This window comes from Alteromonas naphthalenivorans (assembly GCF_000213655.1).
GTDB lineage: Bacteria > Pseudomonadota > Gammaproteobacteria > Enterobacterales > Alteromonadaceae > Alteromonas > Alteromonas naphthalenivorans.
Genome location: NC_015554.1, coordinates 2,911,840 through 2,935,876 on the forward strand (window position 1 = coordinate 2,911,840; position 24,037 = coordinate 2,935,876).

At 43.1% G+C, this 24,037-nt stretch carries 20 protein-coding genes and 1 other RNA gene; 8 read left to right on the top strand and 13 right to left on the bottom strand.

The genetic code is table 11. The features are described from left to right. Positions 1 to 14: 14 nt before the first annotated feature. From AMBT_RS12745 to AMBT_RS12760, 4 genes are all read right to left on the bottom strand, one after another. A complete protein-coding gene (locus AMBT_RS12745; RefSeq protein WP_013785040.1) occupies positions 15 to 1,136 on the bottom strand; it encodes a prolyl hydroxylase family protein in 1,122 nt (373 codons plus the stop codon). 67 nt (positions 1,137 to 1,203) lie between these two features. After that, entirely contained in the window at positions 1,204 to 4,008 is a 2,805-nt protein-coding gene (locus AMBT_RS12750) for a TonB-dependent receptor (protein ID WP_013785041.1), read from the bottom strand. 307 nt (positions 4,009 to 4,315) lie between these two features. Beyond that, positions 4,316 to 7,261 (bottom strand): TonB-dependent receptor, encoded by a 2,946-nt coding sequence (locus AMBT_RS12755; RefSeq protein ID WP_013785042.1) that lies wholly within the window; start codon positions 7,259 to 7,261, stop codon positions 4,316 to 4,318. A 296-nt stretch (positions 7,262 to 7,557) separates the two neighbouring features. Then, entirely contained in the window at positions 7,558 to 8,646 is a 1,089-nt protein-coding gene (locus AMBT_RS12760; protein ID WP_013785043.1) for a tryptophan 2,3-dioxygenase family protein, read from the bottom strand. A gap of 158 nt (positions 8,647 to 8,804) precedes the next feature. On the opposite strand from AMBT_RS12760, the gene AMBT_RS12765 reads away from it, so the two are divergent. Continuing rightward, the gene (locus tag AMBT_RS12765) at positions 8,805 to 9,092 is read left to right on the top strand and encodes a late competence development ComFB family protein (RefSeq protein ID WP_013785044.1); all 288 of its coding nucleotides are present in this window, start codon (positions 8,805 to 8,807) and stop codon (positions 9,090 to 9,092) included. A gap of 40 nt (positions 9,093 to 9,132) precedes the next feature. Here the strand turns inward: AMBT_RS12765 and ffs are convergent. Continuing rightward, positions 9,133 to 9,229, bottom strand: an RNA gene (gene ffs / locus AMBT_RS22230) — signal recognition particle sRNA small type. Between the two features lie 85 nt (positions 9,230 to 9,314). Continuing rightward, entirely contained in the window at positions 9,315 to 10,373 is a 1,059-nt protein-coding gene (locus tag AMBT_RS12770; protein WP_013785045.1) for a Glu/Leu/Phe/Val dehydrogenase dimerization domain-containing protein, read from the bottom strand. A 194-nt stretch (positions 10,374 to 10,567) separates the two neighbouring features. On the opposite strand from AMBT_RS12770, the gene AMBT_RS12775 reads away from it, so the two are divergent. Continuing rightward, positions 10,568 to 11,035 (top strand): Lrp/AsnC family transcriptional regulator, encoded by a 468-nt coding sequence (locus tag AMBT_RS12775; protein ID WP_013785046.1) that lies wholly within the window; start codon positions 10,568 to 10,570, stop codon positions 11,033 to 11,035. A gap of 52 nt (positions 11,036 to 11,087) precedes the next feature. Here the strand turns inward: AMBT_RS12775 and maiA are convergent, their stop codons facing one another. From maiA to pspA, 7 genes are all read right to left on the bottom strand, one after another. Continuing rightward, positions 11,088 to 11,747 carry a maleylacetoacetate isomerase gene (gene maiA / locus AMBT_RS12780; protein WP_013785047.1) on the bottom strand — a complete coding sequence of 220 codons (660 nt, stop codon included), beginning with the start codon at positions 11,745 to 11,747 and terminating at the stop codon, positions 11,088 to 11,090. 105 nt (positions 11,748 to 11,852) lie between these two features. After that, positions 11,853 to 12,863: a fumarylacetoacetate hydrolase family protein gene (locus AMBT_RS12785; RefSeq protein ID WP_013785048.1), complete on the bottom strand. Its 1,011-nt coding sequence runs from the start codon at positions 12,861 to 12,863 to the stop codon at positions 11,853 to 11,855. A gap of 207 nt (positions 12,864 to 13,070) precedes the next feature. Next, positions 13,071 to 14,627 carry a transcriptional regulator TyrR gene (tyrR, locus tag AMBT_RS12790; RefSeq protein ID WP_013785049.1) on the bottom strand — a complete coding sequence of 519 codons (1,557 nt, stop codon included), beginning with the start codon at positions 14,625 to 14,627 and terminating at the stop codon, positions 13,071 to 13,073. A 180-nt stretch (positions 14,628 to 14,807) separates the two neighbouring features. Then, positions 14,808 to 15,611, bottom strand: a complete 804-nt coding sequence (gene phhA, locus AMBT_RS12795; RefSeq protein ID WP_013785050.1) for a phenylalanine 4-monooxygenase — start codon at positions 15,609 to 15,611, stop codon at positions 14,808 to 14,810. A gap of 221 nt (positions 15,612 to 15,832) precedes the next feature. Beyond that, positions 15,833 to 16,285, bottom strand: coding sequence for an envelope stress response membrane protein PspC (gene pspC, locus AMBT_RS12800; protein WP_013785051.1), 453 nt, complete (start codon positions 16,283 to 16,285; stop codon positions 15,833 to 15,835). Then, positions 16,282 to 16,521 (bottom strand): envelope stress response membrane protein PspB, encoded by a 240-nt coding sequence (gene pspB / locus AMBT_RS12805; RefSeq protein WP_013785052.1) that lies wholly within the window; start codon positions 16,519 to 16,521, stop codon positions 16,282 to 16,284. The genes pspC and pspB overlap by 4 nt, the downstream gene beginning before the upstream one ends. Before the next feature lie 85 nt (positions 16,522 to 16,606). After that, entirely contained in the window at positions 16,607 to 17,290 is a 684-nt protein-coding gene (pspA, locus tag AMBT_RS12810; RefSeq protein ID WP_013785053.1) for a phage shock protein PspA, read from the bottom strand. Positions 17,291 to 17,489: 199 nt separating this feature from the next. Here pspA and pspF point away from each other — a divergent pair, with 199 nt between their 5' ends. The 6 genes from pspF to AMBT_RS12840 are packed head-to-tail and all read left to right on the top strand — an operon-like array spanning position 17,490 to position 23,967. After that, complete coding sequence (gene pspF / locus AMBT_RS12815; protein ID WP_013785054.1) at positions 17,490 to 18,632, top strand: phage shock protein operon transcriptional activator; 1,143 nt, start codon at positions 17,490 to 17,492, stop codon at positions 18,630 to 18,632. 4 nt (positions 18,633 to 18,636) lie between these two features. Beyond that, positions 18,637 to 20,259 carry an ABC transporter substrate-binding protein gene (locus AMBT_RS12820; RefSeq protein WP_013785055.1) on the top strand — a complete coding sequence of 541 codons (1,623 nt, stop codon included), beginning with the start codon at positions 18,637 to 18,639 and terminating at the stop codon, positions 20,257 to 20,259. After that, the gene (locus tag AMBT_RS12825; RefSeq protein ID WP_013785056.1) at positions 20,256 to 21,287 is read left to right on the top strand and encodes an ABC transporter permease; all 1,032 of its coding nucleotides are present in this window, start codon (positions 20,256 to 20,258) and stop codon (positions 21,285 to 21,287) included. The genes AMBT_RS12820 and AMBT_RS12825 overlap by 4 nt, the downstream gene beginning before the upstream one ends. After that, positions 21,274 to 22,167 (top strand): ABC transporter permease subunit, encoded by an 894-nt coding sequence (locus AMBT_RS12830; RefSeq protein ID WP_013785057.1) that lies wholly within the window; start codon positions 21,274 to 21,276, stop codon positions 22,165 to 22,167. The genes AMBT_RS12825 and AMBT_RS12830 overlap by 14 nt, the downstream gene beginning before the upstream one ends. Position 22,168: 1 nt before the next feature. Further along, a complete protein-coding gene (locus AMBT_RS12835) occupies positions 22,169 to 23,164 on the top strand; it encodes a peptide ABC transporter ATP-binding protein (RefSeq protein ID WP_013785058.1) in 996 nt (331 codons plus the stop codon). After that, positions 23,161 to 23,967, top strand: coding sequence for an ATP-binding cassette domain-containing protein (locus tag AMBT_RS12840; RefSeq protein ID WP_013785059.1), 807 nt, complete (start codon positions 23,161 to 23,163; stop codon positions 23,965 to 23,967). Before AMBT_RS12835 ends, AMBT_RS12840 begins: the two co-directional genes overlap by 4 nt. The last annotated feature ends 70 nt before the right edge of the window (positions 23,968 to 24,037 follow it).

Below are 24,037 nucleotides of genomic sequence, written 5' to 3' on the forward strand. Positions count from 1 at the left end.
CCTATTCCCTTTTTTTAGTGATTGCCATATAAGAATTTACCATAATTTGTTTTATGTTCTCTAATCCATTTTGTAACTAACCATTTATTTTCTTTTTGGGTCGATTCTCCAGCATGATAACTGTTGATCAGAACATTTCCCTTGTCATCACTGTTATTGAAAACAAGCATGTTTCCTTTATTAGGAGATACCCGCATACCTAATTTGGGGAACGTGGTATTCCCCCCTTCATTGACAGTATTTAAATAAATAATTGCAGTTTTTGTTCTTTGCCCACCATCTTCGAAAGTCTTAGCATCATGTAATCTATTCAATGCATCATAATGGGGTTTGTACTCTTGGCCTGGTACATATCTAAGTAAATTCAGAACCTCACCTTCACAACAACGTGTTTTAGTTGCTTTGGCAACAAGCTTATCAATTTTTCGCGTGAGCCAGTCACAGTGCTCTGGCGAAATAATAGCAACGTAACTGGTCCTAACTTTGTCTATTCGGCCTTGACCCGTAATAGGGTCAACCACCATGGACGGTTGTAATAATGCACTGAACTTAGTGATAAGGTAATTACACTCAAAACCCGACAACGTACTCTCAAACAAACTTATAGGAAGCTCTTCGTTTAGTGTAATCGGTAATGGCAACGGCTCGAACAGTTTACTCTCCAACCCCTGAGCTACTTTATCGTTATTTGATTCACATACTTTGCTATTTACAAATTCATCGAGTTTCAGTTGGTTGAATATATTTGGTGCAATGTTTCTTACTTTATTCGCTATAAAAGAAAACTCACTACTGCTTTGCTCTAAATAGGACAAAATAACTAAATATGCTTCAATTACCCCTTTCTGGCCCAGAGCCACTAAGCTTTTCGCTACACCATTCGATTCTGTAATTAGATCGCAAAAATAAGCTATCAATAATTTGTGATATTGAACAATTGGATTTTCAACACATGAGAGGCTTTCTAAATATTGAACGGACTCAATAGGCTTATCGTGCGATAGATAATATGCATAATCTAAAGCGGCATTTATGTCTCCTGCTTCGCCAGCTTGCTTCAGAAAACCCATTGCCAAAGAGATATCGTTCGCAGCATGTGCTTTATTTGCTTTAGCGATCAATTGTTGAATATTCATAACGTATGCACCATATAGCAAAAAAGCCTCCGAAGAGGCTTTTTAAAGATTCAAACTACACTTTAAATTAGAAGTTTACATTCAAACGTGTGTAGAAGAATTGTCCAGGAATTTCATACATAGACGGGTCAAAGCTGTTAGCAAACGTCGAGTAAGAAACCTCAGGATCTGTATCAAATAAGTTGTTAACACCTAGCGTGATACGAAGGTTATCGTTAACCGCATAACCTAGTGACACATCGTGGTAGGCCATGTCATCTAACTCATTGTAGCTAGTTCCGCCAACTTCTAGACTTGGGTCGCTACATAATTGTTGATCTAACACATCACCGTCAATTGAACAAAGTTCAGTAGTATGACCGATGAAGCGAACCAACCAGTTAGCTGTAAAGTCTTCATAGCTCCACGTTACTGCTAAGTTAGTACGAATACGTGGAACAACATCACGGTCGCCCGCTAAACCAGCATCGTTAAATTCAGCGGTTGTGTTGGTAACTGGATCGATAACGATAGTTGTACGTTCGTCAACATACGTACCATCCCAGTTTACTCGGAAATCACCGTAGTCAGTTTCGAAGTTATAAGCAACGTTATAATCGAAGCCTGAAGTAGTTTGTCCACCTAGGTTTACCGCACCGTTGAACAAGTCAACAACGTTACCGCCTGCACCACGAGTGATTAGTGAACATAAGTTCACGCCCGTTTCCGCACATGCGTTAAGAATAGTTTGCGCACCTACTGTTGAAACCGCGTTGTCTACTTCAATATCAAATACGTCAAACGTGATTGATAGGCCATCAACTTGCTCTGGAGAGTATACAAATCCGTAAGTAAAGCTTTCAGCTTCTTCCGCTTGAAGGTTAGCGTTACCACCAACAGTCGTGCGAATTTGTGAGTTCGGCTGCTCATACGTTGCTGGTATACCAGCACATCCAGGTAAGTCTGGGTTTGCTGCTGCACCGCCGTTACATGGATCGGTAAGCGGAGCAAAGCTATCACTGTTACCAGAGAACAATTCATCTAGAGATGGTGCACGGAATGCTTCAGACCACGTACCACGAATGATTAAGTCGTCGTTAACACGCCACTTCAAGCCAACTTTAGAGTTTGTAGTGTCACCGAAGTTGCTGTAGTCCGAGTAACGTGTAGCAAGTTCAAGGTCTAACTGTTCAACAAACTCAAGGTCTGAAAGAAGTGGAATAGCTAGCTCTAGATATGCTTCTTCAACGCTGAACGAACCTTCAGTTGGTTGACGTGCATTACCCGACGTTATACCTGCTGCAATAATTGCATCTGGTTGGTCGTAACCTTCTTGCCAGCGCTTTTCGTATCCAGCAGCAAATGCTAAATAACCTGCTGGTAATTCAAGTACTTCACCCGAGATGTTTGCAGAGTAACTTTCTAGCGATGTGCTCTGCTCATCTTGTGCAGTGAAAGTAATGTAATCAAGCATTTCTTGCGTGATTGTACCTTCACCAAGAGCAGTAGAACCACCAAATAGGTTTAGCGGAGTACAATCGCCAGTACAGTTAGCTGGGTCACCGATTGCAAGCGCAACGCGGTTCATATTAAGAAGACCATCTGTTAACTGGTTTTGAGTGATATCAGCATAAGTGTAGTTTGCATCCCAGTAGAATTCTCTGTCTGCAAATTCAAGAACACCATCAAATCCACCATTAAACTGGAATTGGTCAACGTTCTGTTTGAAGCTACGGAAGCCTGCTTCCATCATACGACGACCAAACAAGAACAATTCACGTGCATTTGGATCTGCATCTAGAACTGATTGGTCTGTAGAAATATCAACACCGTATGGGTTGTATTGGTTGTCAGCAGAAAGAGTAAAGCCTGAATCACCAAATGCCGTACCGATAAACAAAGGTGTAGGTGCTAAAGCCTGTTCTGATTTACGGTTACCGTAGAAACCAGTTACGTTTACACTTAGGTTATCTGTTAACTCGTAACGCGCCTGAGAGTAAATATTTGTTCTTTCTTGTGGCGTAGATAGGTAGTTGAAAGGAGCAAAGTTGAATCGGCTATCTGGCTCAACCCATGGCTCTAAACCACCGGCACTATCACCTTGCTCACTAAAAGACGTTCCAGCTTGATCAAAAGTCCAAAAACGACCTTGAGGCGGCGCAGATGAACCACCGAAACCTTCAGGCGTACCGAAAACTGGAACTGCAGAGATAGCTCGGTCACCAGCAAGTGTCGCTTCTTCTTCTACATAACTAACGTTGAAATAAACGTTACCTTTGTCGTTCGCAGCACCAAAGCCAACATCCCACTGTTCTTTGTTACCGTCGCCTTCGTCATATTGACCGATATAGCCAGAAGCGTGAACGCCTTCGAAATCTTGACGAGTGATGATGTTTACAACACCGGCTACTGCGTCAGAACCATAAACCGCTGAAGCACCATCTTTAAGTACTTCGATACGCTCAATGATTGATGCTGGGATGTTATTTAAATCAACTGAACCTGTTAGACCTGGAGCCCAACGCTTACCGTTTACAAGAACAAGAGTACGGTTTGAGCCGATACCACGAATGTTAATAGTAGTTGTACCATTACCACCGTTGTTGTTGTTTGTGTTGATTGCTGAACCAGCAGATGGGATAGCTTGAAGAACATCACCGATTGAAGTAATACCGAATTTTTCGATATCTACACGTGACATAACCGTTACTGGGTTAGCGCCTTCAATGTCTGTGCGACGGATACGTGAACCGGTTACTTCGATTTTTTCAACAGTATCGGCTGCTTCTTCGGCTTCTTGTGCAGCAACTGCACCAGAAAAACTTATTGTTGAAACCGCGCCGAACGCGCAGGCCAACCTAACTGACTTAGCCAGCTTAGAATTTGTAAACATGTGTTGTCTCCCTGGACCACTAAAACTTGTTTAGTGTGTATTTCTAAAATCGTTTATAACGAATTATTATTAGTAAGGTCAAAGCCTCACTAAGATAATAAACACAACAAGCGTAAACGGTCAACTGAGATCGGGAGAGGAATAATTAAAAGTTCAACTTTTTTTAAGTTTTTTTACTTTTTCTGTAAATGTTTACTTACAATTTACGTAAATATTACAACTAAAGTCTTGAAGCGATTATTTTTCGACCTATACAGGATGAATTGCTAGGGAAGCGCGATAAGTCGCACTTCCCTAGCATTAGGTCTTAAAACGTATAGTTCACACTAAAGCGAACATAACGAGGAGTTTGCCATTGTGTAGGCGTTCCATAGTTAGGATCTACATCTGGGTCTAATGGGTCTTGAGACGATTCACTGTCATAGATTTCATAAACCTCTGTCACTTTATCGTTGTTCAACACGTTAAAGACATCTGCACGAACAACCAATGTTTGATCTTCGCCAATATCAATATTATATGACGCCGAAACATCAATTGAGTAGTAGCTACTTGTGCGACCGCGAGAGCCACGAGGGGCAAGCTCACCACCGGCATAAAATGACTCTGAATCATATGCTTGTGCAAATTTATCAGTCGGGTGATAACCAAATGCATTCACTGGCTTACCGGTCCAGAACTGCAAGTTAGCACCTAACGTTAAGTCTTCGGTAACCGCATAGGCACCGTACATTTTAACTTGATGACGACGATCGTTAGGAAGGTCGCCGTAGGCGCCATCTAACAATCCAGGTTGGTCAAACAATGTTGTCAAGCCTGCGTCATCTTGACCGTTGTCAGAACGCACAAAACCTTCGTTATTACCCCAGTTATGCGACCACGTATAGGCAGCATTGAACATCCAAACGCCGTCCCAAGCACGTTGGAAGGTAAAGTCAACGGCAGCGTATTTACGTACTGAATCTGGGTAGCCTAAGTCTTCGGCTGACAAATCCATATAAACCAATTCGCCGTTAGTACCTGGCAATTCAGTGGTACCAATACGCATGTCTACATTGGGGTTAGTTAATACATATTGATGGAAACCGTCCCAAATACCAGAAACGTCACCGTAGCCATTAGCCGCAGCCCATTCGATAACCGCTGCATCAATTGCCATATCTTCAACAGTAGTCGCCAATTCTCGGTAAGTACCTTGAATCGCCATGCTCCACTCGTCGTTCAATTGGAACTGATAACCAGCAATAAATTCATCTGAGTACATTGCATCAATATTTTGATCAACTAATTCAGCTGGAGATTTTGCTTCACCGTTAGCGAAAACATCGTCAGGCTGAGTTTTATCACCGGTAAGATTAGGAATGAATAAAGACTCATCAGCGTATCCGTCAAACTCATAGTATTCTTGCGTATAGGTTTCTGCACCGGCTAAGCGAATGTTCGTGTTGGCTGCAACTGGAAGGTAGTAACGACCGAAACTTGCCCATGCTTTCGTTTCACCATCGCCACGCACATCCCATACCGCACCTAAACGAAGTGCCCAAAGGTTATCAAGTTTTACGAAGGTTTCACCATCTGCATTGAAGTTTTCAAAAGAGTCGTTACGAATACCGGCATTAATCACTAAGTCATCAGTAACCTGCCATTGGTCTTGTACGTAGAATGCAATATTTTCTGAATCGAAATCACCACCAACTTCGTAATCTCTATGACGCACTTGGTAGATTTCTTCGTTAGCTAAATCGTCATCATTTACATAATAAAGATAGTATGCGCCGCCTGAGTTAATCGTATAACTACTTGCTGTTAAGTTTTCGTAATCGTAACCGAAGCGAATTGAGTGGTCGCCAATATACCAGTCAGCATCAATGCGGATAACTTCGCGTTTATCGTCCCCCTGCTCAACAGTAAAACCAGCCCACGTGCTTGTTGGAACAAAAGCACCAGTACTATCGTAAGTAAAGTATGCTACTGGATTAGCATCTAATTCACTGCGCACGGTCCGGTCTTGCTTGTTCACACCGTACTGGGCAGAGATAGAGAAATCATCATTGATGATACTGGTCCATTTAGCCGTGTAGTTCAGGCCACCTTCATCTTCGTAACCAACTCTCGAGTCTGTGGTAAAAACGCCATCAGTCGAATCAAACGTTTGGATTTCGGTTGAACGCTCATCTGAAAATACTGTCACTTCCAATATGTTGTTTTCAGTAGCATACCAATCAACTTTCGCTACCCAAAACGCATCTTCATCGGTTTCTGTAAAACCGTTCTGAACTAAGCCAGTACTGTTTATCTGCTGTTCACCTACGAATTTCTCTTCTACAGAGCGCGGGTTAAACAACGCATAGAAGAATAATTTGTCTTCAATTAGCGCGCCGCTAGCCCACACGTTTGCATCCCACGAATCTTTTTCATCGCCGGTATTATCAATGCGGTAATTGCCGTCAGTTGTTCTTCTGTAAGAACTTTTCTGCTCACGAAGTGCATCAGGCTCCCAGTAAACATTAACGCCAGCTTTAAATTCGTTGCTACCACTTTTAGTTTTAGCGTTAATAACACCGCCAGTTACACGGCCGTATTCCGCTGAGTAACCACCGGTTTTAACTTCAAAGGTTTCGTACATGTCGAAAGGTGGCTCACTTGAACCCACACCCGTTCTAAAGTTAGTAATATTTAGACCATTAATGTAATAACCGTTCTCACCAACTGATGCACCACCAATGGAAGGAAGGTCACCAAACGCTGAGTCACCTTGGGTTGTACCTGGTGCCAATAGCGCAACTGACGTTAAGTTACGAGGAACAGGAACTCTATCAAGGGTAACAGTGTCTACAACGATACCAGTGCTTGAACTTGTTACATCTACCATGGCAATTGTTGAACCAGTTACTTCGATTCGTTCAACATCGTCACCGGCAAGTTTCATGTTTAAGTTAGTTTTACCACTAATACCAACTTTTACAGATTCTTGGATGGTGTTACGAAAGCCGTCTTTCTCAGCAACCACATTGTAGATACCTGGCGGTAACAATGGAAAACGAAAATCGCCGTTAGCATCTGTGGTAACTGTACGAACTAGACCTGTATCAACATTAGTGATAGTTACAGTAACGCCACTAATTTCTGCACCGCTAATTTCTGCAGTATTACCTTGAATAAAACCATTTGTGTCGTTTGCAAATACTGGTGCCGAAACACCAAGACTGAGCGCTACGGCAAAAGCCGCTGCACTTCTTTTATATTGAAGCATGTATAACTCCCTGGATGTGTGTTTTCGTTAGTCTTAACTTTATTTAAAAAAACCATAAAGATAATCTAAACGATTGTTTTTTATACGGATTTTTATGGTTATCCGAAAGTATAATTGACATGTGTAAAGGGGGTAAAGCAAGCGTAAATGGAAATTTTTACGATGAATGGTATGGGCGTGAAGTAGGGAAATTACACGTAATCTTTTGAGTGGCTTGGCTTTGGGGGGTATTCAAAGAGTTCCCCATTTGCGACGAATTACATTCGTCGCAAATGCAGAAATGTCGCATTTTTCGTCTATTGTAAATAAAAGCCTAAGCTGCGTTTTACCGATTCAGGCAATTCTGGAAGTGAACTTTTTGGCAAAAGAAACGTAGCCATGTTGAAAAAGTCTAGAAACACCCTGTTAGATTCCGTCGTTTTCTTCAAATAATGGTGGCCGGATGAGCCGCCCGTTCCTATTTTTGTTCCCAGCATTCGTTGTACCATCATGGCATGGCGATAACGCCACAACGTTAATTGTTCATCAATTTCTGTTAGTGCGGTAATGAGTTGGAAAGGCAGATTAAAAACGGGTTCTTCTGAATACTGCTTTATAAATAAAGCCGACAATAATGCTTCATGTGATAAGCGGAATTTACCCTGATTAAGAAGGGCTTCATACGTATCATGATTAAATAGCCCGTCAAAGTTCTCTCTGGTCGATTGCCAGTCTTTAAGCTCTTGTCGACGTTCTACTTCCGACAGAAACGCATTCTTTTCTATGGTTTCTTTGTCATCGTTAAGCATTTCATCTGTTGCATTTCGGTAGTAATCCCAAAAGTGGAAATCCTCGGTTTTAAGTAGTGGCATACGTGCCAACCACTTATCCACTAGTTCAAACAAGCTTGGTTTTTCTTCTAACGCTTCCAATAGGCTGCGATCATCATCACTTAATCGGTTATAAAAACTTTGCTTATCGAAATCGATACGATATTCCCTTTTAAGGCCTAATGAAATTTCAAGCTGTTTAAATTGGATACTTTGAAAGCCTGAGGCGGGAACCAAATAATCTCTGAATGAAAGAAACTGCTGAGGCGTCATAGTTTCCATAATACCTATTTGGTCGTTCATCAGCTTTTGAATTTGAATAACACGGTGCAGCCTATGTACTACTGAAGTGAGTTGCTGATCTTTTACTGCTGCTTGATTGAATGTGTCGATAACCGCATTGAGTTCGTGTAAAAGTTGCTTAAACCATAGCTCATACACTTGATGCACTACTATAAATAGCATTTCCTCATGAGCAGGTTCACCGTACTTGGTACTTTGAAGCTTTTGTGCGCCAAGTATTTTATCTAACGCTAGATAATCACCGTAATAGCAGGGTTCAATATTTTTTTTCATGCCGATTATTCTTGTCGTCGTTATGCACAGAAAGAAATTCTAACATCGCTAACTCGACATCGACAAAATACAGGCTATAAATTATCTAGGGGCGTTATTAAAAATATACATACCCATAAAAAATAACATCGCGTTAAAATTTAAATTAGGGCACAAATATGAAGCTTGATGATGACATTCATAATTATTACGAACATCTTGTATTACAACGTGTAACAGAACTTGGACTGGATAATACTAAAAGTCCTGATTATTTAGCTGACTTATGCTGCTTGGCACTTAACCAAGTCCCTCCACGCTACATCCGCTATGAAGTCGATATGGCCTTTTATCTTCCCCAGAGTGAACGAAATCAAATGGAGATGAATGTTACGTATGCTATCGATAATGCGATGAAATATTTAGACGACACAGATAAAACATCGGTAAGCGAGAAAGCAGAGTAACGCCAAAGGTCAAAAATACGGGGGAGTAAATTGGGTGGCGGGCTCCCAGCCACATCCCGGCACATGAGTCGTCTGCTGCGGCTGCTCCCTTCCAGGCCTGACCGAGTTCACAGAGTATCATTGCGGGAGGACCAAAAGCCCACCATTGAAAGCGAATAAAATGCTAACAGGCGTCAGCAGTCTTAAGCGCGGGGCGCATTATGACTACTTGCCCGATAACTTTCAACCCTTTAACGAAAATCTCTCTTCTGCAATGATGTTTGCCACACGATTTGTGGCTGCTTTTTGGGCATCAGCACGGGTATAAATCTCTTTTAGCGTCGTACCAATGTCTTCAATATGCTTGCGTAGCGCTGCGTTCGTGCTCTTTTCCATACGCTGATGGAAGATATCGATAATGCCACCTGCGTTAATCACATAATCAGGCGCGTACAAAATACCTCGTTCGACTAACATATCGCCAATTTCTTCGCGTGCAAGTTGATTGTTCGCCGCGCCAGCGATGACCTTAGCTTTAATCATCGGTAATGTTTGGTCATTAATTGCCGCGCCTAATGCACAAGGTGCTAGTACATCAACGTCCAGCCCTAAAATTTCTTCAGGCGCTACCGCCGTAGCACCCAGTTCTGCTACGGCCTTTTCAACACCTTCGGGGAATATATCAGCAACATAGAGCTTTGCACCGGCTGCATGAAGGTGTGACGCAAGGCGATACCCTACATGCCCCATACCCTGAATTGCTACGCTTACTCCCTCTAAGCTGCTATTCAATCCGTGCTCTACACTGGCTTTTAAGCCTACGAACACACCATAAGCGGTAGAGGGTGCTGGATTACCGTCTGGCTGTTCGTCAGCGTAGTGGTATTGTGCGTTTACTCCGGCAATGTAATCAGACTGAGTCGCCATGGTTTGTAAATCGGTAACTGAAATGCCCGAGTCTTCTGCGGTAAAATATTTGCCACTCAATGAATCTACAAATTTCCCCATGGCTTCCATCATCGCCGGCGTTTTTTGTTTGCGAGGATCACCAATAATGACTGATTTACCACCACCTAATGCAATATTAGCCATCGCGGCTTTGTAGGTCATTCCTTTAGAAAGACGGAGTACATCGGTTAGTGCTTCTGCACTGCTTACATAGGGCCACATTCTACAACCACCCAATGCTGGGCCTAGGTTTGTGTTGTGTATGGCAATAATGGCACTTAAGCCTGCTTCTTTATCGTGATAAAAAGCGACATGCTCGTGACTATCAAACTCTATGTGATCGAAAACCGACATACTTTCCCTATTAATAATGTGATGGATTTTGCCCAAGTGTAGCCCAACAACCAGAGGACACGCCTTGCTAAGTTAATGACCGGCCCTCGTAAAGTGAAATACACAAAGTATGAATACTATTTTTCTAGGATATCTATCCTAGAATTTATTTTTCTATATAATAAACATCATAAAAACGACGGAAGCTGCGTTCAATGAAATTAGATAAATTCGATCGTGAGATTTTACGAGTACTTCAACAAGATGCCACTGTCTCTATGGCCGAGTTGAGCCAGAAGGTTGGGTTGTCCCATACCCCCTGTTGGCGACGGGTAAAACGCATGGAAGCCGATGGCATTATTATTGGTAAAGTCACTCTTTTAAATAGTAAAAAACTCAACCTTGGGGTGTCTGTTTTTATTTATGTCACACTTAAAAATCATGATGGCGACTCCCTTACCGATTTTGAAAATGCAGTACAAAGTATTGATGAAATTGTTGAGTGCCACACCACCAGCGGTGAGAAAGACTATTTGCTTAAAGTGATTGTGGAAAGTATTGAAGAATATGAATTTTTACTGAAAACGAAGCTTACTCATCTTCCTTTGGTTGATCATGTCAGCTCTACCTTCGCATTAAAACAAGTGAAGAACACCACTGAGCTACCCATCAAACGACAGTAGGTTTCATTGAAACCTACGCCCTGCTGCCCATCGACTGCGCTTCTTTCTCACGTTATTGAAGCACGCTATCAACCTGATTCTCATGCAGTGCTTTTTCAAAAGCAGGTAATGCATTGCAATTGTCTGTTATTTTTTGAATAAGCGGATATCGTGTCATATCCACATTAAAGCGATGCGCGTTATAAACCTGCGGTACCAAACACAAGTCAGCCATGGTCACATCAAAGTCAAAGCAGTACTTACCAGCTTGGGTTTGTAGCCGCTTTTCAATGGCATCGAAACTCAGCGTTATCCAATGCGCCGCCCATTTGTTTACACTTTCTTGTTCGGCACTATATTCATTCTTAAGCTGATTGAGTACACGCAAGTTACTTAAAGGTTGAGTGTCACATGCAATATCCTGAGCCAGCGCCCTTACCCTTGCTCGTTCTGTCTTGTGCGATGGTATCAATTGATACGGTGAGGGAAAACGTTCATCTAAGTATTCGATAATGGCTAAAGACTGATTAAGAATAATATCTTCATCATCGTCAACCAAAGTGGGCACTAGCTGAGCGGGGTTTAGCTGTTTATAGGGCGCACTGTGCTGCTGCCCACCTTCATTGACTAAGTGCACAGGCACATATTGATACTCTACACCTTTTAAATTAAGTGCAATTCTTACTCTGTAAGACGCCGTTGAGCGCCAGTAACCATATAAAGTTAAACTCATAAATACCCGCCGCCTTACGTGTGTGTTGTATTACTCATTATAATCATAGCGTAATTTGCTAAGGGCGAGCGTATGGGCCTAACCCTCAGCTTACGTTTATCAAATTTAGCTTAAAGGCTTAATCTGTTGCTCGATAGCACCGAAAATGCTTTGTCCGTTACTATCGAACATTTCTATCCTAATTCGATCGCCAAATTGCATAAAGGGAGTAGTAGGTTTTCCATCCCTGATAGTTTCAATCATGCGCACTTCAGCAATACACGAGTAGCCAAGGCCACCTTCAGCAATGGCTGAGCCGTGGTCAGTACCTTGTTTGTTCGATACGGTACCTGAACCAATAATGGTGCCAGCGCCTAAGTTTCGACTCTTAGCTGCATGTGACACCAGCTTAGCGAAGCTAAATGTCATGTCTTCACCTGCTTGTGGTTTACCGAACAATTCACCGTTGTAGGTGGAACGAAGCGGTAAATGTACTTTCTCTTGTTCCCACGCATCCCCGAGTTCATCGGGTGTTACCGCCACGGGTGAAAAGCTAGAGGCCGGCTTTGACTGAAAGAACCCAAACCCTTTCGCCAACTCACCTGGAATTAAGCCTCTTAGGGATACATCATTCACAAGCATTACCAGTCTAATTCGCTCTGCCGCTTGTGCATCAGTGCAGGCCATCGGAACATCATCGGTAACAACGGCCACCTCACCTTCAAAATCAATGCCCCATTCATCGCTGGGCAATATAATGTCATCCCGTGGGCCGATAAAGTCGTCAGATCCCCCTTGGTACATGAGTGGGTCGCTCCAGAAACTTTCAGGTATTTCAGCGCCTCGCGCTTTTCGTACTAGCTCTACATGGTTTACATACGCACTGCCATCTGCCCACTGGTAAGCGCGCGGTAGGGGTGACTCACAGCGAGTAGCATCAAATTCAATACTTTCTATTACCCCATTATTGAGCTGTTCGTAGCGCATCTGTAATTGCGGAGCAGTAACCTGCCAGCTGTCGAGTGCTTGCTGCATAGTGTGAGCGATATCTTCTACTGAACAGGTACGTGTTAAATCTTTAGATACCAACATTAAACGGCCATCTCGGCTATCGTTCTTATAAGTAGCTAGTTTCATAAATTGGATCCTTACTGTGATCAGCGCTTTTGCGTATATAACATTTATTATTCTTTATGCATCACCCGTAACAAGATGAAAAGTCAGGAGCACACGACAATAATTTTCACTGTAAGCTTGGTTGTACAAAAAAAGGCGGCACTTCTTACTGAAGTACCGCCCTTATTAGCTAAGCAAGGCAACGTAAATTTAACGAAACAGTGAAACCTACATTTTTATTGATGCCTTATTAATACCGTACTCACGTAATTTATTCGCAATCGCGGTATGACTTAATCCTAACTTTCTCGCCAATTGACGCGTACTCGGATAGAAAGGATAAAGCCGTTTTAGTAAGTCTTTTTCAAATTTTTTCACTTCATCGTCTAATGTACCTTCGAAGTTTTCATCGATAAAGGTCACACTAGGGGCACAACTAGGAAGCTGAATATCTTCTTTGGTAATTTCCTTGCCATCTAGCAAAGACAACGCTCTGAACAGTGCATTTTGAAGCTGACGGACATTGCCAGGCCAAGGGTATTGCTGCAAAAAATCAACGCAGGACTTACTTAATTTAGCCGGTCTACGACCCAGCTTCGTACTGTGCTGGGCAATAAACGATTCGGCGAGTGGAACAATATCGTGTCGGCGTTCTTTTAACGATGGCATCACTAAGCTCAATACATTTAAGCGATAATACAATTCTTTGCGAAAACGCCCTTCTTCTACCAATTGACCTAGGTCGCGGCAGGTAGTGCAAATAAAACGAACATCTACAGTAACAGGTTCCGCATCGCCTACTCGTCTAAATTCACCGTCTTCTAACACCCGTAGTAGTTTGGCTTGTAGCTGAGAACTCATGTCAGCAATTTCATCAAGCAGCAGTGTGCCGCCTCTTGCTTGCTCTAGCAGACCTTCTTTAGCATTAGGTTGATTAAAAGCACCTTGCGCATAACCAAATAATTCAGTTTCCGCCACGCTATCAGGTAGCGATGCACAATTTAGCGCTAAAAACGCGCCCTCACTGCGTCGACTGGATTGATGACAAGCGCGGGCAATCATTTCTTTACCCGTGCCTGTTTCACCGAAAATAAGAACCGGTGCATCAAGATCAGCAATACGTTTTGCTTCACTCACCACACGTTTCATCGCCTGAGATTCCACGACGAATCTATCAAAACTGTCAGTCGGCGATTGATGGAATACACTAAACTGTTGGCCTAACCGCATTTCTGATTTCAGAATAACCACCGCACCGGCCATAATAATGTTGTTATCACCGTCAGGCACGGTAATAGGCAACATATCAGCCACATAGTCTTGTTGGATAAACTTTACCTTAGAAGACTGAGCGCGAGGCAACTTTCCATCCATCCAACGGGTGAAGTTAAAGCCCTTCACTACTTCGCCTATTTCAATGCCTTCAACATCGTGGACGCTCTGCTCTAACCCAGAGGTTACTGCTTCATTGCATAGTAAGATATGCCCTCTCGCATCAATAGAAAACACCGGATCAGGAAGCGTGCGCAATATGGCAGAAAGCTGAGTTTTTTCTCTTTCACTTGGCATAAAATGCGTCGTTTTAACGTCAGAAATACCATCGATGCGACGAATTTTGGGCATCAGATGCTGGAAGTCTGCAAATTCAATATTGGGAAAATTAAGAAAAATTTTGCCTGTTTCATCAATCTCAATACCTCTTAGATCGATTTCGTGGGTAACGAGGATATCCAACACATCTTGAGTAATACCCAGTCTGTCCTGACAACTGATTTCTAATCGCATGGGTGTGACTTCACATCTCTTGTAAACTTATATGTACACAATATCACACTTTTACAAAAAGATAACAAGTTAATTATGCCAGATTTTCTCCTTGGAAGGCTGGGTTTCTAAGCGATTCGGCGAAGTGGAAGGTGTGAAAACGTTTCCCCTTATCACGCCACGCTGTAACAAAATATTAACTTAAGCCTGCTTTTTGGCGTCGAATAAGGCGGGATATAGCCCAAGCCCTTTCGCTTTATTCACTAGGCTCATAATATCCATGTCGGCCAACTCGAACAGATAATCAAAGTCAGGAAGTATGTAATACAAAGGCTGCATAATATCAATTCTATACGGTGTCCTTAACGCATCTATCGCTTTAAGCGGCTTCCTTATTGCATCGCCGCTCTCTAATGCATATAGCGTTTCACCCGGTGAAGACAATATACCTCCACCATAAATTTCTAGTTTTTCTGGATTTGCTTTACTTCGAACTAACCCAAACTCAACCGTAAACCAATAAAGTCGTGCGAGATAGATTCTGTCCTCTTTGCTAGCCGCTAAGCCAAGTTTTCCGTAGGTATGGGTAAAGTGCGCGAACGCCGGATTCGTAAGTAAAGGACAATGACCGAAAACCTCATGGAAAATATCGGGCTCTTGTAGGTAATCAAATTCGTCTTTCGAGCGAATAAAGGTTGCGACAGGAAACTGCTTGTTGGCGAGTAATCTAAAAAATTCGCCAAAATTGATGAGCGCGGGAACTTCGGCAGTTTTCCAACCGGTTTGTGCTAATAGTACTTTATCGATATCGGGGAGCTGGGGAATGCGATCATCAGGCAGTGCCAGTAACGATAAGCCTTCCATGTATTGACTACAGGCTCGCGTTTTCAATAACGGAAGCTGCTTGGCGTACAACTCTGCCCAGATTTGATTTTCTTCTTCTGACCAGTTTATAACGCCTTTGTTGCCTGAGGTTTTTGATTGATAAACGCTAGATTTTGCCATAACTGCTTTCGACATATTCCGTGACTGACTTCTGTCAATTAGTCTAATGAAATGCACGCTAACGGGAAGTGTTTACCTATTCTTGCTACACAGCCAAGCCGTAACAACTTATTTACAAAACCTCATAACATAATGCTTTACATACAAAAAACCGCTCTTAAAGAAGAGCGGTTTTGCATTTGTCGGGGCGTCTCTAGCGAATGTATTTTAATCTTACTTAACTACAATCTACTGATTTCTCGGTTAAGTTCAAATTCTCTAGAGGTCACATACGTTTCCATCTTGCGTAGTCGTACTTCCGATTTCTGAAAACGATTACGAATATCGTGAAATGCTTGTTTAGGTGGCTCACCAGACTGCCAAACTTTTGTTTTCACTTCGACCTTATGACGACTATTGCTTGATGTAGAGTTTGTGTTTTTCCATCCTTTGCCGCGGCTTTGATGCACAGGAGTTTGCTCTTCTGAAGCATCGCCTAAAGGCTTCTTATCTAAAATGAACCAGCCCGCGATATAGGCAACAAACATGAATGGGCCTGCAAGTAAGAAAAAGCCCGTCACGGCTAGAATTCGCACTAACCAAGTTTCTAAACCAAAGTAGTGCGCTATTCCCGAACATACACCCGCTATTCTGGCGTTGTCTGTATCACGGTATAGCTGCTTGCCATTTCTCATGCGCGATTCCTCCACTCTGGGGCTTCGCTGTCTAAGATAGCTTCAAGGGTTTGAATTCTATCACTCATTTTTTCAGCTTGTTCAGCAAGTGATTGCAGTGAAGCTTGCTCTTCAACACTCAAACCTTGATTGACTTGTTTTTTGCTACGGTAATGCAAAATTAACCAAATCGGTGCCACAAAAATCATAAATATGACTAAGGGCATTACCAACATTGCAATGATACCTTCATCCATTGTAAATACCTCCAAAAAACCCCGATTAGCCTGCCTAGTGCACCAACACTATAAATCTAACGCCTAAGCAGGCTACCTATAATTATTATTCTGATGTTGAAGATGAACTTGTGTCACCTTTCACTCTTGCTTTAAGCGCAGCTAGCTCTTCGTCTATCTTATCGCCGGTTTCTAATTCTGCAAATTCATCATTTAAGGTCTTCTTACCTAGGTCGTAGGCATCTACCTGCGATTCTAAGTCGTCAATCTTACGCTCGTATTGTTCAAAGCGCCCCATAGCTGAATCTACTTTGGTGTTATCTAGCGTGCGTTTCACTTCTAAGCGTGAACTCGCCGTTTTCTGACGCATGATAATCGTTTTTTGACGACTCTTCGCATCAGCTAGCTTGTCTTGAAGCTGACCAATTTCATCCTGAAGTTTGCTAATTTGCTGTTCAACAACCGTCAACTCGTTAGTCAGTGTCTCAGCAGCTTCGGCTGATTTCTTTCTTTCCTGCAGTGCTGCGCGGGCTAAATCATCACGGTCTTTGCTTAACGCAAGTTCCGCTTTCATCTGCCAATCGTTAGCGTCTGCTTCGTATTTATTAATTTGGCTTACAATTTCCTTTTTGTTCGCCAACGTTTTAGCCGATGCTGAGCGCACCTCTACTAATGTGTCTTCCATTTCCTGAATAATCAACCGGACCATTTTCTCCGGATCTTCCGCTTTATCTAAAAGCGCATTAATATTCGAATTCACAATATCAGTGAAACGCGAGAAGATACCCATAATAATTACCTCATAGTCGAAAACTGGTTGTACCAAGATAAACTTGTAGTAAGACTATTCAATATGCTTGCCAGTTTTTTGAATTACCCTAACTTGATAATTTTAAAAGATATTCGTTTAGTTTAAATAATGCTCGAACAACAAGTTTTTTTACTCTACACTATTAATTGGTCGAAATGACTAATATTTGAGGGATTTAATGAGTAGGTATCGTCAGCAGGATAATTTGCTAGGCCAAGCGAATAGTTTTTTAGAAGTGCTAGAGCAAATTTCACAAATAGCACCACTGGATAAACCCGTATTGGTAATTGGTGAGCGCGGAACCGGTAAAGAGCTTATAGCAGCCCGTTTACACTTTCTGTCTAAGCGCTGGGATCAAAATTACGTCAAGCTCAATTGTGCCGCGCTTAACGAAAGCTTATTAGAAAGTGAGCTGTTCGGCTATGAAGCTGGCGCATTTACTGGCGCAGCAAAGCGCCGAGAAGGACGCTTTGAGATTGCCCACAATGGCACCCTATTTCTTGATGAGCTGGCGAACACGTCTGGTTTAATCCAAGAAAAATTATTGCGGGTAGTAGAATACGGCGAATTTGAACGTGTGGGCGGGAATAAAACGGTTAAAACCGATGTGCGCTTGGTTGCTGCTACAAACGAAGATTTACCGGCCTTAGCTGACGCTGGTGAGTTCCGTGCAGACTTACTCGACAGGCTCGCCTTCGATGTTATTACCATCCCCCCTTTACGAGAGCGACGTGAAGACATCATGATGCTTGCTGAAAACTTTGCCATTAGTATGGCAAGAGAAATGGAGATGGAACTTTTTAGCGGCTTTACCGAAAAAGCAAAACGCACCTTGCTTGATTATGAATGGCCTGGAAATATTCGAGAGCTTAAAAACGTGGTTGAACGTGCGGTTTATAGAACGAACAACCCACATTTACCTGTTCACGATATTGTTCTCGACCCTTTTGAGTCTTTATTCAGACCAACTTCTCGTATTAAAACAAACGACAGAACCTCGAGTACATCTGAAGCAGAACCAACAGTGCCTTCCAATACAGTTGCAGCTAATGTAGAAGGCATAGTCACCAATAGTGAACCTGCGGCAAACTCATCGCCTGCTGTATTACCGTCGTTAAAACCCGAAACGGTTGAATACCCAATTGATTTAAAAGACCGCTCGCAGCAATACGAAATTGACATGATTAAGCAAGCATTGTCCGACAGTCAATTTAATCAGAAGAAGACTGCTGAGAAACTTAGTCTCACTTATCATCAACTTCGAGGTTATCTAAAAAAATACAACCTGTTAGACTCTTCCCCTGAATCGATGGAGTGCTAACTGAATGCCTGTAAAACCGCTTTTTTACGCTGCCTTTACTGTTGTTATGGTAATACTGGTAGCGGCCTGTTCAAAACAAGATGAACATGCATTTTATAATAGCGGTTTGGTGTATTGCTCTGAAAGCAACCCTGTGACGTTTAATCCTCAGTTAGATACGTCTAGCACTACAACCGATGCGTCATCGCATCAGTTGTATGACAGGTTGCTCGATTTCGACCCTGATTCAGGCCGTATTATACCTAGCGTGGCGAGTAGCTGGTTAGTTTCTGATGACGGCTTAACCTACACCTTTCAACTCAGAAAAGACGTTGAATTTCATACCACCAGCTATTTCACGCCTAGCAGAAACTTTAATGCTGATGATGTCATTTTTAGTATTGATAGGTGGCGACTTACCTCACACCCATACCATTACGTATCGGGCGGACGCTACCCGTACTTTGAAAGTTTGGGGTTGGCACAAAATATTGCTTCAGTTGAGCGATTAAACGGGTACAGGGTAGAAATAAAATTAACGCGCAGGGACAGTTCTTTTTTAGCTAATTTAGCCACGGACTTTTCGGTGATGTTGTCACAAGAGTACGGTGAGGCATTGTTACAACAAGGTCTGCCCAATCGAATTGACCAATACCCTATTGGTACAGGCCCGTTTAAATTCGAAAACTACCGCAAAGATCACTACATCCGTTACCAACGTCACCAAACCTATTGGGGTGAACAAAACAATGCGGAACGCTTAATTTACGATATAACGCCGAAGAGCTCGTTGCGTTTGGCTAAGTTAATGACCGGCGAGTGTGATGCGACGGCATTTCCTGCACAAACGGAATTGGAAATTATCCGCTCCCGTGACGACTTATTACTGGCTGAAAAGCCCGGTTTGAATGTTGGTTTTTGGGCATTCAATACCCAGCGCCCTCCCTTCGATAATCCCGATGTACGGCGTGCATTAGCCGCGGCTATTGATAAAAACACGTTATTAGAAGCGGTTTATTTCGACAGTGCTACCCGCGCGAAAACACTGCTACCAGCCGCAAGTTGGGCCTTTCAAAACGATGCGGATGATACGGCTTACAACCCTGTACTAGCAAGAAAGCTACTAGAAAATGCAGGCGTAGAGCCTGGGTTTACCATGACCATATGGGCTATGCCCATTGAGCGTGCTTATAATCCTAATGCGGCCAAAATGGCAGAGCTGATCCAACGATATTTACGGGAAGTGGGCGTTATCGCCACAATCGTTAGTTACGACTGGGCGACATTTAGACGTCACTTGCAAGAAGGCCTACACGACTCTGTATTAATAGGCTGGTCTGCCGATAATGGTGACCCTGATAACTTTTACCGACCGTTACTGAGTTGTGGCGCCATACCTTCTGGTACTAACCGCGCCATGTGGTGTGATAACGATTATGACGAGCTTTTAGATAAAGCCTTGCAGACAGAAGACCTTGAAGCGCGGCGATTGATCTATCAACAGGTAAATAGACTGCTTTACGAGCGGTTGCCGTTGGTGCCTATTGCCCACGCTTATCGTTATCAGGCCTATAGAAATGAACTTGAAGGCATGACCATTAACCCCTTTGGCGGTGTTAGATTTGGCGGAGTAGGTAAATCACTGTGATTCAAATATTATCGCGATACGGTGTGTTATTTATCTTAACCCTTTTGGTGTTAACCGCCATGTCATTCTCATTGGTGTATCTATTTCCTGGTGATGTACTAGAAAACCTTACCGGCATTGTGCCGCAGAATGAGATTCAGCGTGAGGCGCTTATGCGTCAATTTCGTCTAGACCAACCCTATGTAGTACAGTTTTTTTACTATTTATCGTCGTTACTACAAGGCGATTGGGGTTACAGCCTAGCGTCAGGTCTGCCCCTTCGAGAAGAAATTGGTATCGCCATGCCCGCGACTATCGAGCTCAGCACTTATGCGATGCTAATGGCGCTTTTCATTGGTATCCCCTTGGGATATTACGCAGGGCTGAAAAGTTACTCTACTACCGACCACACTATTAATGCATTGAGCATTACCACTTATTCATTTCCCGTGTTCTGGTTGGCACTTATTCTAATCCTGTTTTTTAGCTTACACCTTGATATTGCGCCTTTGTCGGGCCGGCTTAGTTTATTGTTCGATATTGAACCTGTAACTGGCTTTGTGCTTATAGATATTATGCTGGCAGAGGATATCGATCATGGGCTTGCCTACCGAGATGCTATTTCGCACCTTGCTTTGCCTACGCTGGCAATAGGAGCAATAACAACCGCTTCAATGGTGCGCATTACCCGTCGCTCGGTTATTGATGTTATTCACCGCCCTTATATTGTGGCCGCGCGCTCTAGAGGTGTATCTGAATGGCAAATTTTCTTTAGGCATGTTCTTCGCAATGCATTGCTGCCTATATTGCCCTTAATGGCAATCCAAATTACTACCCTCATCACCAATGCCATGATAGTTGAAACCTTATTTTCATGGCCAGGGATTGGTAGCTGGTTAATTCAAGCAATTTATCAACGAGACTTCCCTGCGCTTCGAGTAGGAATGCTGGCGGTATCAACGCTCGTTATTACGTTAACTATTATGGTCGATTTGTTTAACCGCATTATCGATCCTAGCCGAGAAAAGTACGAACGTGCCACAGTTTAGTTTATACGAAGAGGAGTTTCATCCGTCTCCCTGGCAACGCACTTGGGCAGCCTTCCGTGGCAGTCACATTGCGATTGTTGGTCTTATTTTGCTTGGCTTCTTTATCATTTTTTCACTGTTCGCCCCGGTGGTTTCGCCATACAACCCAGCGGAACAAAATATAGATGCGCTACTCATTCCCCCTAGTTGGGAAAGCAGTGGTTCAATAACTCATTTATTTGGCACCGACCCCCTCGGCCGAGATGTTTTCTCTCGTATTATTTACGGCTGCCGCACTACGTTAGGTTCGGGGTTTCTTATGGTAGTGCTAGCCATGCTGATTGGCGTAAGCATAGGTACATTTGCGGGTATGCTACGGGGCGTGCGTTCAAGTATTGTGAACCACTTGCTAGATGCCTTAATGGCCATTCCAACCTTACTTATTGCTATTATTATCGTGGCTATTCTTGGAACAGGGTTGGTCAATAGTATGTGGGCTATTACGCTTGCGCTCATTCCACAATTTGTTCACCGTACACGTACCTTTGTGCGCGCTGAAATGAAAAAAGAATACATTATGGCGTCGAAATTAGACGGCGCGAATAGATGGCAACTATTCGTACACTCTATTCTTCCTAACATGACAGAAATGCTTGTGGTGCAAGGTACTGTGGCACTTTCGATTGCGGTAATTGATGTGTCTGCATTAGGCTTTTTGAATTTAGGAGCGCAGTCACCACTCGCAGAGCTTGGGGCAATTTTGGGCGACGGTCTTGATGTGGCCTACCTCGCCCCTTGGAATGTGGCATTGCCTGGCATTGCGATTTTCTTATTGGTGTTGTCGATAAATATTGTGGGTGACGGTCTACGTTCTGCACTCAGAAAAAGAGTGAGCCACTAATATGCCTATGCTAGACATTAAAAATTTGACCTTAGAAATGGTAGATGGTGACACCACCATCAAGGCGCTCGACAAGGTAAATTTAACCGTTAATACCGGTGAAATTCGCGCTCTGGTGGGAGAGTCTGGCTCGGGGAAAAGTTTAATTGTATCTGCCATCTGTGGCGCCCTGCCCTCGCAGTGGAGAATGACTGCAGATCGCATGAGTTGGAAAGGGGAAAACTTATTAAGCATGTCAAAATATCAGCGCAGAGAAGTCATGCGCCGAGATATTGCTGTTGTATTTCAAAACCCTCAAACTAGCTTAGATCCCTCAGCCACCTTAGGTGAACAACTTGAGGAAAGCATTCCCGACGAATTTGTAGAAGGTTACTGGTTTTGGCAACGTGCGCAACATAGAAAACGCATAGCCATAAGCACTGTACATAAGGTGGGCATAAAGCAACACAGGCATTATTTGAATGCCTATCCCCACCAAATCCCCAGTGATATTGGGCAAAAGTTTATGATAGCCATGGCCTTGGTATCTCAGCCGAAACTATTAATTGCTGATGATCCCACCCGTGGGATGGAGCCAACTACCAAAACACAAATTCTTAAGTTATTTACTCGCTTAAATCAAACCCGTTCGCTAAGTATATTGTTTGTGAGTCACGATTTGCTGGCTATTGCCAGTATGTCCCATTCCATGACCGTGCTTTACGCAGGGCAAACCGTAGAGTCGGGTAAAATGAAGCACATTAAGAAACGTCCGCTTCACCCGTACACCAAAGCATTGTTGGACAGCGCACCGAGCTTCAGAAAGGATTTGCCGCCGAAATCTCAACTTCCTACGCTGGGCGGCTCTATCCCTACGTTGCAGCATTTACCTATTGGGTGCAGGTTAGGGCCGCGCTGTCCTCGTGCACAGCGTGCTTGTGTGTCTAGACCTGCAGTAAGGCATATTCACGACCACACCTATAACTGCCATTTCCCGCTGCATATGGAGAATTTATGACAGATATCATGCAGGTAGATGGATTAACGTTTAGGCATAACGATAAGAAACGTTGGCTAAAAAAGCCTGAGATATTTGAATTAGGGCCTATCGACCTGACAGTGCAACGTGGCGAAACCATTGCGATTATTGGTGAAAACCGCGCAGGTAAGTCATTGTTAGCAAAATTGCTAGTGGGCGCTATTCCTGCTGATGAAGGGGTTATTGAGCTTAATAGCCACAAATATTTGGCGAAATACAACCAACACAATAATCAACAAAAACGCACCCACGACATTCGTATGATATTGCAACACAGTAGTGAGTCGATGAACCCTTCTGTGCCCGTGGGAAAAGTGCTCGACGACCCCCTTCGTTTAAACACAGAGTTAACAGAAGCGGAACGTAAATCCCTGATTGAAGAAATGCTGACAAAAGTAGGCTTGCTACGAGAACATTATTATTTCTATCGTCATATGCTGTCTGATGGCCAACAACAGCGTGTATCCCTCGCCCGCGCCATTATATTAAAGCCGAAAGTACTTATTGCCGACGAACCGTTTGCAGCCCTAGATCCGTCTATACGCTCGCAAACGGTAAACCTTATTTTGAAGCTACAACAAGAAATGGGGTTGGCGTTTATTTTCATAAGCCATAATTTGGGAATAGTTCGACATATCGCCGATCGGGTTATTGTGATGGAAAATGGCAATATTGTGGAAGAAGGGAAAACCGAAACGATTTTTCGTTGGCCAGAACATACCATCACTAAGAAGCTGATCTTGGCCTATCAGTCGTTAATTACGAACAATACCATCAGTTAGCTAACGTTGGTTTTTGTAGGTGCTTGGAAATTGATTTGACGCTACGTCATTCAGCGACTCTGACGCCATT